Here is a 12,843-nt window from a genome sequence, read left to right as displayed (position 1 = left end):
CCTTAGCGCAATGAATGATGTGGAAAGCAACCCTACCTTTTCGCCAACCCCTTACCATTTAAGTACCCTTTAATATGAGGACGGCATTCACCGGCGAGTTTACTCGTGACTTCCTGTGACCAAGAGCTTTGCTTTTGGTTGCTACTGCGACTGGCGTAGTAGGCCTGCATTGTTTTATCGTATTCATTAATATCATCAAGGTTCAGAGGCTGATATTGATTTTCATGCACAATGACTTTGGCAGGCAAACGAGGTTTTAATTGTGGTGCTTGATCTGGATGGCCTAGACATAGTCCAAACAAAACCGCGCTGTGCTGCGGCAGATTCAATAGTTCATCAACCTCCTGAGCTGAGCTTCTCAGACCACCTATGTAGACACCGCCTAGGCCTAATGACTCAGCAGCCAATAAGCAGTTTTGTGCCATAATGCCACAATCGACTGCACCAATTAAGGTAAGCTCAGTGAAGTCAGGATTGACCTGCGGGTTGATGGTAAAATGGCGCTGATAATCCATACAAAATACTAAAAATTCGGCTGCGCTTGCGACATAAGGCTGATCACCCGCAAGATGCGCTAGGCGCTGGCGCTTCTCTTTGTCCGTAACCCGAATAATGGAAACCACCTGCAACATACTCGAAGATGACGCAGCAAGACCAGCTTGAACAATAGACTCAAGCTGAGCGGCGTCAATAGCCTGATCGGTGAATTTACGAATAGAGCGATGCGACAATATCGTTTCAATCGTCGAAGTCATAGTGAACCCCTTTTTAATCTTTATTACTTTGAAACATATCGACTATACGCAACAATGTAAATCAAGAAATATGGGCTTTGATACTTTGCAGAGATACGAAAAAAGTATCGCGGTAAGGGTTATAGATTCAACGCCTTTAATACTAAGCTACGGCAGTGGCGACCAATCGCTGGATCAGTTCAGCTTGTTGAGGGAAACAATCAATTAAAGTATCTGGCTTGGCGAGTTCCCAGTCAGAGAAGTCAAAACCGGGAGACGTCGTACAACCCACGAGTGAAAATTGCGTTTTATCTTTTAACTCAGCCGCAAACCAAACATTCTGTGGAACAAGTACCTGATAAGATGCCCGTTCATCAGTCAATGCACAACCAAGTAACCGCTGTTTGTAGCCCTGCGTTGGGTCTAAGATATGAAGGATCACACTGCTCCCAACGTAATAATGCCAAAGTTCATCTTGTTTTAAACGATGAAAAGCAGAGATATTGTTACGCTCTAAGAGATAATAAATCGCTGTTTTATAGACATGTTCACCATGAAACCTGTCAGGTTGCTGTTGAATGGTTTCTTGTGAGCGATAACTCTCAGAAAAATACCCACCCTCTGGATGAGGCGCTAGAGAAAGCTTCTCTATCAGACGTTTAACTTCAATTAATGACATGTTTACATGGCGCCTTATGCTAGAAATTATGCTGAAAGTTATCACTTCACATAAAAATCAGTGGCGCTTTATTCGCACCAGTTCACTTTAATGAGCCACTCTCATGGCAAAAAGGAGCCAGCACAATGCTGGCTCCCTTAAAAGCAAAGTTATTGTGCCTTTTTGAAGATCAGAGTATTTTCTTCAGAGCCAATGGTTAGCACCTCGGCTTCCTCGTCGTAAGACAAAACGGTAGTTTGCTCGAATGCTTGCATAAATCGGTTCTCTTGGTCGTTACGCGCTTCATCACAAAGCATTCTTGTGGACGCTAACCCGCCATGTTGAAGATTATCTTCACTGAGTGCTAAAAGAACACCGAACATAGAGTTACATCCGGTACTACCATAAATTTGTACATCGCTGATACCAAGGTTTGGATAACCAATTGGAACGCCACCATTGATGCTGTCTAGCTTCCAATCTCCCATCACTTTTTGGTGTAAATCAGAAAGAGACACGCCTTGGTCTGCATGGGCAAAAGGCAGCATTAGAAATGAAAATAGCGAAGCAAATAATAACACTGTAATTTTTTTCATCTTATTTATCCTTAAGAAATAGATGCATTGGCTTTTTAACAAAATAGCCATTTATTCCATATAATATTTAATTAATAAAATTAACCATCAGATAAAAATGAATTTCAATAATTCAATTAACATCCTGGCCAAACTCAGTCTATTTAAAAAAACATAAAAGCAAAGGACGTTTTTTAATCAAAAATCGGTTTTAGGATATCAGTTCAACTTTTAACCTTAAATTAAAATGATTTTTGCTAAGAACTAATAATAGAATTAAATATATATAACCAAATAAATTCATCTATGCAAATACTAATTCCCACTCCATAATCTGATTGAGAAAATTAACAAAAATTGTACTAAAAATTAAAAAATATTATTTCTAATAACTAAGGTTAGAGCCCGCCCATGCAGTTCGATAAGCCATGTGACGAGCATCGGGCCCTCCTATTACAAAGAGGGCCTTCTTAATCACCGCGTACCTTGCCTAACCTCTTGCTCTCTATCGTTTAAGTCTCTATCAGAGTTACCGTATAACACATGAACGGTCCCATCATTGTTATTACCGCCACTGGCCAAGTCTTCAAATGGAACACCTATAACGAGATCGTCTTTTTCATCGCCATCAAAATCTCCAGCCATCAAGCTATAGCCAAACCTATCGTCTTTTTCGACAGTGCCCGTGATATTGTTTTTGTTTTGATGATACTCACGACTACCATTTAACCTTAAACCGTTACCAGAACCGAAGAACACATCCACTTTGCCTCCATCGTCTTTGCCAGCCAAATCTTCTGTTGGGGATCCAATGGCTAAGTCTTGGTAACCGTCACCATCAAAGTCTCCAGTCGTTAGTGAAAAGCCAAATTTATCATCTTTTTCGGCAGCTCCATGCACACCAGGCTTGTCTTGGTGAATCTCACGAATGCCATTCCTAGAGGGGCCACTACTTGTCCCTCTCAGCACGAATACATTTCCATCATTATTATTTCCGCCTGAACCCAAATCCTCGTACGGAACACCAATAATGAGCTCATCGATATCGTCATTATTGAAGTCACCAGCTGCTAGCGCGTAACCAAAACGGTCGTTCTTTTCAGCACTGCCTGCAAAACCACTTCTGTCACCGTGGTAAAAACGATACTCCATTGTACGAAGACCTTGAGTAGTGCCGAATAACACGACAACCATCCCTTCGTCATCGCCATCACCTATATCTTCATATGGTGCGCCAATCGCTAGATCTCCTAGCCCATCGCCGTTAAAGTCTCCTGCAGCTAACTCATACCCAAAGCGGTCGTCTTTCTCTGCTGCCATACGCTCTAAACCGGAGTTATTTTGGTGGAATCTACTGATACGCCTCTTGCTCAATCCATTACTGGTTCCGTAGCTCACATAGACTACGCCGGCATTATCTTTGGAGCCGATATCTTCATATGGAGAACCGATGGCTAAATCAGCATAACCATCTCCGTCAAAGTCATGGCTGGCTAATGCAAAGCCGAACTTATCTTCTTTTTCTTGCTTACCCTTACTAATATTTGCCTCTTTTAACAATTGATAACCGGAAGTAGTAAGGCCTCTGTTACCCCCATAGAGTACAGTGACCATACCGACATTGGATTTCCCATCGATATCTTCATTTGGAGATCCAATTGCAACATCATCAAAACCGTCATTGTTAAAGTCGCCGCTTGCCAACGCAAACCCAAATAAGTCACCGCTCTCAGTTATCATGCCAGATAACCCGCTAGAGTCTTGATGAAAACCTCGAGAGCTCAGCATACTTAACCCTTTTGAAGGGAGTGATTTCCCCCCATAAACAACCGTCACAGCACCGGCATTATTGTCGCCATTAATATCCTCAGTCGGGTAACCAACAAGCAGATCGGCCACGCCATCGCCGTTGTAGTCGCCAGTGGAGAATACTTTACCAAATGAATCGTCCTTTTCAGCTCTACCGCGAACCATGACATCTCGGTTGTTCAAATTGAAATCAATAATCTTTTTGTTTTTACCGGACGAAACGAAATCTCGTAGAACAATGTTCGAACGGCTTCCCTTGTGGTAATGGTTGTAAAGCCAACCTATGGAGTTATGTTTAGCAGTCTTGGCATCATACTCTTTCAAGTTTGTCGAAAAGCCCGTCACGTTTTTGCAAAATAAATTGATACTTAAGGTACATAATGCATTACTGGCCATGGTTTCAGCCAAACCTTTGAGAATAACCTCAGCTGTGGGAGTAACAATATGCTGCTCCACATAAAGTGAATTGTTGTTAGAGCTTCGATTATTATTTAATATTGACGCAATCCAATCTCCTATTTTATTAGGGTTTTCATAGATACTTTCTTTGTAATAGCTTTTCAGACTTTCGCTCGACCAAAAACTATCACCGCACCCAGACGCACCTTCATGAGGGATAATAATTAAGTTTCCGGCATTAATGAGATCTTTGTATTTAGATGTCGGCTTTAACGTATTTGTTATTAGGTGCTTCGAGATAGAATTGTTGGTACACAGGGATTGATAAAAATTATCAGTGTCAGTCACCTTACGGACAAATTTAGACTTTATTATGACGATTTCACCACGATTTTCATCTAAGAACTGACTTACCTGATTTAGAATGTTATCGATTTTTCCGTAAATAAGCGAGTGAGCGAAATAATACTCCCCTCGGTCTTCATATATTCTTAAATCTAAAAAGCGTGTACCTGTATCTAACTGCTCTCTCACACTGAGATCCTGTGTCTCAGACCAGTCTCTAAGATTCGTTAGCGGAAAATTAACACCAGCTTCTTTTCTGCGATAGTTTTTCGCGTCATAAGCACCGCTATCATGACTGCCAGGGATAATAATTTTGTTAAGCGGAGTGTCTCTCCTTGTGTTACTAAAGAGCTCTTCCATCCAGCTCTCGGTGCTGTAGCTCAAAGCAGGTTGAGAGTTCAAAGCGAGTATGGTCGTTAAAGCTAATGTTTTTAGTTTCATTTTTCTTTGTCCATAAAAATTCGATATGAGATCTTCTTAGCTATAGTCATTTCTAATATTAAGTTCAGGGTATCCTGTATGAGGAAAATAAAACCCACAACTAGAGAAGGCTTTTATTCACAATATTAAAAATTAAACTGAAACTTATAATTAATAATGCGAATAAACCAGCATGAAATGATATAAAAAACAAATATTAAGATCTTATTTGATCATTGGCAATGAATATTGGAAAGTTTAATGTCAGCAAGATTTATGCTGACAGAAGAATAAATAATGACAGGGGTAAAGTCGAATTAAATAACAAAAATATCAAAAGAACATGAATCTTATCTTTTTTAAAAGGAAATAATGTTCTTTATCTGTCCTCATTGAAAATAAACTCAGGTCTCTCTTTCTTCTATACCCTTTCGCTTCAGTAACGTCTGATTCTTGTTTATCTTCAGGAAAAGGCCGATAGGCTTAGAATTGTGTATCCGCTTCTCTGGGTAAACTTGGCTGGCTCGTCAACTTGTACTAAGCAATAACGAGACTTCAGAGTGTCGGCTGCAGATCATTACCTTATCAAAGAGACAAACTAGCCTGACACTCTGAAATTGATTAGCTATTCACTACTTTTTGAAAACCAACGTATTATTATTAGAGCCGATGGTTAATAAACCCATAGCACTATCAAAGCTCAAGGTTGATGTATGAGTAAATACGTCAATAACTCTTTGTTCTTGATCGTATTCCGCACCGTGACACATCATCATAGTTGAGGCTAGTTGGTTGATTTGTAGATTATCTTCACTTAGAGCAAGCAAGTTGCCAAATACAGTGTTACATCCAGTGTAGCCTGAGATACGATCAGATCCTATTTCTAAAGTCGGTTCATTTACAGGCTCATTACCGTTAATAGTATCTAGTTTCCATTCGCCCATAATATCTGCATGCAAATCGGAAAGAGGTTCTGCAGCGTTTGCCTGAGCAAAAGGAAGCATTAGAAATGATAATAGAGAGACGAAAAACAACACTGAATATTTTTTCATTTTATTAATCCTTAAAAGTAGACGGTTCGGCTTTTCTAACAAAATAGCCATTTATTCCGTTTAATATTAACTTGATAAAAATAACCATCAGAGCAAAATAAATAGACATAATTAAACCATCACTCTGAACATGGGCATTCTATTTAAAAAATAAAAAAAACAAAGCTTGTTTTATATCTAGAGTTCAGTTTTAGGATGTAATTCCAATTTCGAGCATCAAATAACGTCAATTCTACTAAAAAGAAAAAAATAGAAATAAAGATAGAGCGCCATTTGTAAATCTAATTGGTCACAGCTCTATCAAAATACGTTATACCCAAGTAACCTCAAGATGCTAGGTTCAGCGAGAATGGATTGCTTGACAGACAAGGCAACGATTTGAAAATCTCGCCATCTAAATTGAAAATTGGTAACGACGCTTGCAAAGCAAAACAACTCGCCCTTTGGGGCGTGCGTTTTGAAGTCACTTGGGTATACATTTACGATACCTTTTTTATGTCCTGATAATAAGCTGCTATCGCTTTAAACTCATCTTCAATAGCTAAAAACGCATCAACCACTTCGGGGTCAAAGTGCTTACCTTTATCTTGCAGGATGATCAGCTTTGCTTCTTCGTGACAAAACGCTGGTTTATAAACGCGCTTCGTCGTCAACGCATCATACACATCAGCCAGAGCCATTAGACGGCCTGAAAGAGGGATCTCTTCCTTTTTCAGTGCATTTGGATAGCCACTACCATTCCATTTCTCATGATGGGTTAGAGCAATTTCTCGCGCCAGAGTCAGAAATGAGCTCTCGCCCATGCGCTTTTCTGCAATGGATAAAGCATCCGCTCCAATTTGCACATGGCCTTTCATGATTTCAAACTCTTCATCTGTCAACTTTCCGGGCTTAAGCAATACCGAATCGGGAATACCAACTTTACCCACATCATGTAGAGGTGCTGATTTATGCAATAAATCGATGTAATCTGGTGTCAAAAGATCGCTGTGCTTCGCATGTTTTGCTAGTTGAACCGCCAAAGCTTTCACATACTCTTGGGTACGTAAGATATGTTCTCCCGTCTCGTTATCACGCGATTCTGCTAAAGCTGCAATACTGACGATAGCGACATCTCTCGTCATTTGTACCTCATCTTGGGCACTTTGCAGGGAATCAACCATTTGATTGGTCATTCTTGCAATGGCGCCCAACTCATCGTTTTGCGCCGCGGGTAAGCGAGCATCAAAGCATCCCTTAGTTATCTCTACTAGAGCCTGCTCTTGACTGGTTAAGATTTGTTTGACTAGCTTTGCTCCCATTAACATGATGGCGAGCGAGTACCCCGTTAGAATCCCAGCAATATAAATAAACTCTTTGAGCACACTGACCTTTCCGGAACCATCACGTAGCGCCTCTGGTGTTTCTTCTAGCCACCCAATGTCTTTAAAAGCTACCATGATCATCATTATCGTTAGGGTACATAGCAAGATCACCACCAGCGTAATCATCTGCTTCACCAATGAGCAACGTGCTCCTAAGAAGTTTAAGCTGGGCTGACCTTGATTAAGACGCTCACTAAACCGGTTTATCTTGTAGTCCAAATGCAAAATGCTACCAGTAAAAAAGCCAAACAGCCCCATACCAAAAATGATCTTAAGGCTGCTCTCGAAGGGGAATTGGTAATGCAAATAATAAAATAGGCACAGAGGAACACTGCCCATCAAAAACAACGTGCCATCAAGAAAGATAAAGCGAGCACGCCTTTTTTCTAGCAATATCGGCGTTATGATCACTCTCGTCAAAAGCATAATGCCAAATACCACAGCACTATGCAGCAGTACTTCCTCTAGTGTGAGCGATTCTAAAAACGGACAAACACGACCACCGTATAGACTGAATAAGAGTGTTGCGAGAATATACAACCCTGCTGTAAGTATTACGTTGAAGCCTTGCTGTTTCATTAAAGAGCTCTCTCAATCAATCATTTATTTACTCTTTTATCAGTCTATACCCAAGTCACATTAAGGTGAAGCGCTTCATTTCTAAGACTCGCCCGATGAAGTAACTTTTCACTAAGTAAACATCATTTTTTTTGCTGGTTTAGATTCGATTAATTAATTTCAAAATGAGTAAGATATCCGTTTATAGGCAAGCGCTATTGGTGGCGCACTTTCTAGAAATGAACTTAAGCCGTTCGATATCGGTATATACCAATGTGATTTTAGGGATGAATTAAAATGAATAGTGTTATAGACCTTGCGGAGTACATTTGTAAGTTTATTATCTATATCAGACCAGAGTACTCATCCATCACCGAGGTACCGCTAAACGATACCTTGGATGATTTAGGTATAGAGAGTATGGATATTGTTGAGCTACAAGTCTGTCTACTAGACGAGCACCACTTCGACCTCTCCGATTATGCCCATGAAAACATCTTCAATAAGACCATCCTTGAGCTTTCAGAGCTGATCTTTGATGATATTTGTCAAGCGGCATAGGGGGTTGGGGTGAGGCAATGCCAACAGCTAGGCACTTTTTGCGCTAGGGTACGCAACTCTCCTCTCGTATAAAAGTTCATTCAAATCTATAGAGCTCGCGATGATATGACAAATACACTTCCTGCTCATCACTAAAACTGCCAACGTTTTGCGGATACTCTATACCCCATATCTCTAACACCCTAAGAACTCTCTGTTCCTTAACCAACATTTCTCCGTCTTGCCTGAATGATATCCATCCTTTATCAAACAACTTGTCAATATGAGGCGATAACAATAAGCCATTATTCCCATCAATTTTCTCTTTATGAATTGATTTAACCCAGGGTTTGGCATGACTTGCAACCAGAAATGATTTATCTGCTAGACCAGTAACTCTGCAACAAGACTCGATGTGCTCGAGGTTTGTCCTATATTTACCTTGAACTTTTCGTACTATTACTTCGCGAACTTGATCAGTTTCAGTAATCTCATCGAAGCTTTCGTCACCCTCTCTAATCTGGTTATCGAGAGAGCGATTCAGAGGAGCATCCGATGGCGCGTATTTTATATTGGCAAGCCGAATAAGATGGTCAGAAAGATCTTTGCCAATTTCCGCTAGATAGCAACCCTGATTGCCATTGCCCGATTTCTGAATTGGTGAATATTTTTCTGGAAGAAAAGATTTTATCCTCTCGATATGGTCTTTTGGTCTAAAGGGAGATTCAAGCTTATGCCACTCAATTTTTACTAACCACCCTACATCAGACCAATAATTTCCTTTCTCGCCAAAGTCTGCTGGTTTTTGGGCCGAAGAGCATGGTTCAACAACTTCTCCGATCGCTTGAATCTTTGCATTTGCGAACGAAAAAATAATATCACCAACTCTAGTCCTCTTCATGTTGTCATAACTTTGGTTTCTTGCTCCATTATTGTTTTTCTTTGGTGACCATATGTATCCACCTTTTATCTCCTCATCATGAGTTTGTTTATGATTTACCCACCAATACATTATTTACTCTACTCAAACACAAAAGTAACGAGTGTTACACATCCTTAAATAAAATTTCAATTTAATTTACTTAATAAAATTATGAATTTGAGTGTATTTAACGAACGGTTGCTACTAGAAAAATACGAATACTCTCTCGCTAGAAATCAAACCAAGCCATATTCAGGAACCCTGTGACCGCCCTAAATAAGGAATTAGAAAGGCACTAACTTTTGCTGCACACAAGCCTAGCTCGACTTTCACGCCAGAGGCTTTAAGGATAGAGACTCCTTAACCATTGTTCCTTGGGTCAGGATCAAGCATTGTAATCACTGCATACTTGATACCTGCCTTGACTAACGTGTCTGTAACGAAGAGTGACCTTATCAGTGCTGTCTTAACCACTGCTCAATATCTTCTATTACTTTATCGGCATCGCGTACACCATCAGGTCGACGGAAGCCATGGTCGAGATTGGCGTATGTTTTATAGGTGATATTCGTTTTTGTCTTTTGCAGAGTCGCGGCTTGAATTTGAGCAAGCTCCGGTGAAACATTCTCATCTCTCTGCGATTGAATGATCAACACTGGCGTATCAATAGCGGCTAAGGTCTTAGTTTGATCAAGTTCAAACATGCTTTTCCACCATTTGAAACCGTGTCCGCTCATATCCAATTCAAATGGTTCACTGCTGGCTATATGCTCTGAAAAACCAATAAAGGCATTGGCTGATTGGTTATACGCCTCATCAGAAGGTGCCTCAATCCTAATAGTATGAAGAACATCATCAAGAAACCAACGCCCTCCTCCGTTCAAAGCAATCGTCATATCTATATGCTCAGATTGAGAGGTCAGTAAGTTTGAGACGACGGCCCCTTCACTTCCTCCTAACGCAATAACTTTCTTATACTTTTTTTCTTTCGTTAGGTGCTTTAATACCTGTTGATAGTCATTTAACCTTTGCCAGAGTGAATCATTAATTGTGTATTCCTTCGGGCAGTCTTCCCTCTCATTTGCCTCGCTCCAAGGCAAACTGGCATCAATCCCATACTTTTCTACCGTTAATAAATCAGCGCTACTGACTACCTGAGAAAAATGATCATTAATAAATTGATTGCGAAAAACACTATTACAGTCCGAGCCCTGAATAAGTATCAAGAGGGTTTCTGATTGGGGCATATTAGTAGGGGCTTTGAGGTAATAAGTAATATCCGTACCATCTGATCTTGTTAAATGATGGGTATTTTTAGCATTTACATTTAAAGATAATAGAGTTGCTGCAAAGTAAAAAAGTATTTTCAATTTATCTCTCTCGTATAGATATTATACCCAAGTGACTTCAAAATGCAGGATTCAGAGCGATGCCACAGTGTTGAGTTCAAGGAAAATAACGCAGCGGAAGAGTGAGCTCTTACCAAGTTATTTGACGATGAAATCGGCGCTGTGGCACGCTCCCGAAGGGCGAGTTGTCTTGCTTTACATACATCGTTACCGATTTTCAATTTAGATGACTAGATTTTCAAATCGTTGCCTTGCCTGTAAAGCAAGACATTCTCGCTGAACCTAGCATCTTGAGGTTACTTGGGTATATTAATAAATCGAGAGGAATATACATTATTTTTTACTTAAAAAACAAAAATTAGACATTTACTTTATTTGAAAATTGAAAATAAACTCCTAATCACAGGATTACATCAATCTATTGATTTTTATAAAAATAATTTATACTCCCTTTAAATTTTAGTGTAAGAAAACTTCAGTAAGATAAATCCTGAAAGAAGTCTTCAATAATCTGGTGATACTCACCTGTTATCTTCATTTCTTCCAAAATATAGTTAGCGTTTCTAATTTCCTCTTCAGTCATGCCACCCTTGATAGAAAAAGCCAAATAACTGGGCACAGAGTCAACAGGTGGATTCCTAATATATACGTGAGGTCTAGCATCGTACCTTAACAATAAATAACGAGCACCATAATCGTTATGCATCCAAAAATCGACTCGATTGTTCATTAAAAGCCTCAAACATTGCATCGGTGTTTTTACACGCTCCACAGCTTTGAACTTTTGGTATTTCAACATTTGGTCCATCAATTCACCATAGCTAAAACCATCAACCAAACACAGACTGACATTTTCTAGGATATCTTTATTCCAGACCTTGTTTGAAACTTTCATTCCCATAATCACGATATTTTGCTCGAATAACATCTCCGCCATGTAACTCGCAAACTCTTCTCGCTCCGGTGTTTTAAAAACAGGGAAAATACCGTCAAATTTACCCGAGCTTGTGCCATCCATCGCACTGACAAATGGAGCAATATTGATCTGAAGCGGTTGGCCCAGCCTTTCAAATACTCTTTTGACTATTTTTACGGCAATTCCGCTCGCTCTACCCTGTTCCAAAGTGACATAGGGAGGATATACCGCGGTCACCAACTTGGTTTGAGAATAAACCGAGAAGCTGCACAAGAGCAAAAGAATGGAAAGCGGAGTTTTCATGAACAATTCCTATGTGTTAGCGGTCATACTTCAGTTTAGCAGCAAGGTGATAGGTTGCTTTAGGCGCAAATATAGAAAAAGGACATCGGTCCATGGTTCTCATGGTTTCCAGAGAAAAATAACGACAACGACAACGACACTAAAAAGGACTCAACGCAGTCAGGCTATCAAAGTAAATGTCAATCAGCTGTTTATATTCACCATTGAGTTTCATTTGTTTCAAGATTGCATCAAGTTTTGCAATTTTTTCTTTGGTTATTTTTCCTTTTTTTGAAAATGCGAGATAGCTGGGGTTGGAGTCGATGACTTTGGCTTCAAAGTGGATATTTTTCTCGGCTTCATAAATGGCAGCCAAGTAGCGAACCCCGAATTCATTATTGACCCAAAAATCTACCCGGTTTAACAGCAGGATTTCTAAGCACTGCCGTGCCGCTTTGACGTAAACAATACCTGCAAAACTTTTCTGCTCGACCAAAGCATCAAATTTTGCGCCATAGCTCCAATTGTTGACCAAACACAAAGTCAGGTTTTTAAAGTTATCTCGACTCCACTTTTTTTGGGATGCGCTATTTTTTACCGCAATAATATTCTCATCAAAGAGGACTTCATCCATAAAAATAGCAAACTCCTCTCTTTCAGAAGTTTTAAACGTAGGAAAAAGTCCTTGTACTTTTCCTGCGCTAGTATTGACAAGTGCTCGGCCCCAAGGAAGCACACTAATATCAATAGACTCTCCTAGCTCCCCATATATATATTCTATTAACTCGACAGCCACGCCATTTACTTCTTTTCCATCAAGGTTTACATAGGGAGGGTATTCCGTCGTCGCTAATCTGGTTTGTGAAGCAGCCGAAAACGCACTGACAATCAAAAATAAAAAGATAAACGTTTTCATACTG

At 39.9% G+C, this 12,843-nt stretch carries 11 protein-coding genes and 1 pseudogene; 1 reads left to right on the top strand and 11 read right to left on the bottom strand.

Annotation, left to right across the window (positions count from 1 at the left end):
• Nucleotides 1-32: 32 nt before the first annotated feature.
• The 6 genes from nfsA to RH40_RS09960 form a co-directional block, all read right to left on the bottom strand.
• Entirely contained in the window at nucleotides 33-755 is a 723-nt protein-coding gene (gene nfsA / locus RH40_RS09985; protein ID WP_009601351.1) for an oxygen-insensitive NADPH nitroreductase, read from the bottom strand.
• A gap of 142 nt (nucleotides 756-897) precedes the next feature.
• Nucleotides 898-1,413 (bottom strand): cupin domain-containing protein, encoded by a 516-nt coding sequence (locus RH40_RS09980; RefSeq protein ID WP_009601350.1) that lies wholly within the window; start codon nucleotides 1,411-1,413, stop codon nucleotides 898-900.
• Nucleotides 1,414-1,562: 149 nt separating this feature from the next.
• Nucleotides 1,563-1,988 carry an META domain-containing protein gene (locus RH40_RS09975; RefSeq protein WP_009601349.1) on the bottom strand — a complete coding sequence of 142 codons (426 nt, stop codon included), beginning with the start codon at nucleotides 1,986-1,988 and terminating at the stop codon, nucleotides 1,563-1,565.
• Nucleotides 1,989-2,441: 453 nt separating this feature from the next.
• Nucleotides 2,442-4,961 carry a phosphoinositide-specific phospholipase C-related protein gene (locus RH40_RS09970; RefSeq protein WP_009601348.1) on the bottom strand — a complete coding sequence of 840 codons (2,520 nt, stop codon included), beginning with the start codon at nucleotides 4,959-4,961 and terminating at the stop codon, nucleotides 2,442-2,444.
• Between the two features lie 611 nt (nucleotides 4,962-5,572).
• Nucleotides 5,573-5,992, bottom strand: a complete 420-nt coding sequence (locus tag RH40_RS09965) for an META domain-containing protein (RefSeq protein WP_009601347.1) — start codon at nucleotides 5,990-5,992, stop codon at nucleotides 5,573-5,575.
• 479 nt (nucleotides 5,993-6,471) lie between these two features.
• A complete protein-coding gene (locus RH40_RS09960; RefSeq protein ID WP_009601346.1) occupies nucleotides 6,472-7,935 on the bottom strand; it encodes an HD-GYP domain-containing protein in 1,464 nt (487 codons plus the stop codon).
• A 276-nt stretch (nucleotides 7,936-8,211) separates the two neighbouring features.
• Here RH40_RS09960 and RH40_RS09955 point away from each other — a divergent pair, with 276 nt between their 5' ends.
• On the top strand, nucleotides 8,212-8,475 hold the full coding sequence (locus RH40_RS09955) for an acyl carrier protein (RefSeq protein WP_009601345.1): 264 nt from the start codon (nucleotides 8,212-8,214) through the stop codon (nucleotides 8,473-8,475).
• Between the two features lie 76 nt (nucleotides 8,476-8,551).
• On the opposite strand, the gene RH40_RS09950 is transcribed toward RH40_RS09955, so the two are convergent.
• The 5 genes and pseudogenes from RH40_RS09950 to RH40_RS09935 all read right to left on the bottom strand — a co-directional run bounded on the left by RH40_RS09950 (nucleotide 8,552) and on the right by RH40_RS09935 (nucleotide 12,839).
• Nucleotides 8,552-9,466 carry an HNH endonuclease gene (locus RH40_RS09950; protein ID WP_009601344.1) on the bottom strand — a complete coding sequence of 305 codons (915 nt, stop codon included), beginning with the start codon at nucleotides 9,464-9,466 and terminating at the stop codon, nucleotides 8,552-8,554.
• 162 nt (nucleotides 9,467-9,628) lie between these two features.
• Nucleotides 9,629-9,811: pseudogene (locus RH40_RS21055) on the bottom strand (riboflavin-specific deaminase); the annotation flags it as partial.
• A gap of 20 nt (nucleotides 9,812-9,831) precedes the next feature.
• A complete protein-coding gene (locus RH40_RS09945; protein WP_009601343.1) occupies nucleotides 9,832-10,746 on the bottom strand; it encodes an alpha/beta hydrolase family protein in 915 nt (304 codons plus the stop codon).
• 454 nt (nucleotides 10,747-11,200) lie between these two features.
• On the bottom strand, nucleotides 11,201-11,944 hold the full coding sequence (locus RH40_RS09940; RefSeq protein WP_009601342.1) for a substrate-binding periplasmic protein: 744 nt from the start codon (nucleotides 11,942-11,944) through the stop codon (nucleotides 11,201-11,203).
• Between the two features lie 139 nt (nucleotides 11,945-12,083).
• Nucleotides 12,084-12,839 (bottom strand): substrate-binding periplasmic protein, encoded by a 756-nt coding sequence (locus RH40_RS09935; RefSeq protein WP_009601341.1) that lies wholly within the window; start codon nucleotides 12,837-12,839, stop codon nucleotides 12,084-12,086.
• Nucleotides 12,840-12,843: the final 4 nt, after the last annotated feature.

The organism is Vibrio caribbeanicus ATCC BAA-2122 (assembly GCF_000165125.1).
GTDB lineage: Bacteria > Pseudomonadota > Gammaproteobacteria > Enterobacterales > Vibrionaceae > Vibrio > Vibrio caribbeanicus.
The sequence above is the reverse complement of the archived record's forward strand: the minus strand, read 5'-3'. Positions and strand labels throughout refer to the sequence as shown.

Bases quoted from the DNA above. Each gene is read 5' to 3' on its own strand.
- nfsA (WP_009601351.1), bottom strand. From the start codon at position 755: ATGACTTCGACGATTGAAACGATATTGTCGCATCGCTCTATTCGTAAA.
- RH40_RS09980 (WP_009601350.1), bottom strand. From the start codon at position 1,413: ATGTCATTAATTGAAGTTAAACGTCTGATAGAGAAGCTTTCTCTAGCG.
- RH40_RS09975 (WP_009601349.1), bottom strand. From the start codon at position 1,988: ATGAAAAAAATTACAGTGTTATTATTTGCTTCGCTATTTTCATTTCTA.
- RH40_RS09970 (WP_009601348.1), bottom strand. From the start codon at position 4,961: ATGAAACTAAAAACATTAGCTTTAACGACCATACTCGCTTTGAACTCT.
- RH40_RS09965 (WP_009601347.1), bottom strand. From the start codon at position 5,992: ATGAAAAAATATTCAGTGTTGTTTTTCGTCTCTCTATTATCATTTCTA.
- RH40_RS09960 (WP_009601346.1), bottom strand. From the start codon at position 7,935: ATGAAACAGCAAGGCTTCAACGTAATACTTACAGCAGGGTTGTATATT.
- RH40_RS09955 (WP_009601345.1), top strand. From the start codon at position 8,212: ATGAATAGTGTTATAGACCTTGCGGAGTACATTTGTAAGTTTATTATC.
- RH40_RS09950 (WP_009601344.1), bottom strand. From the start codon at position 9,466: ATGTATTGGTGGGTAAATCATAAACAAACTCATGATGAGGAGATAAAA.
- RH40_RS09940 (WP_009601342.1), bottom strand. From the start codon at position 11,944: ATGAAAACTCCGCTTTCCATTCTTTTGCTCTTGTGCAGCTTCTCGGTT.
- RH40_RS09935 (WP_009601341.1), bottom strand. From the start codon at position 12,839: ATGAAAACGTTTATCTTTTTATTTTTGATTGTCAGTGCGTTTTCGGCT.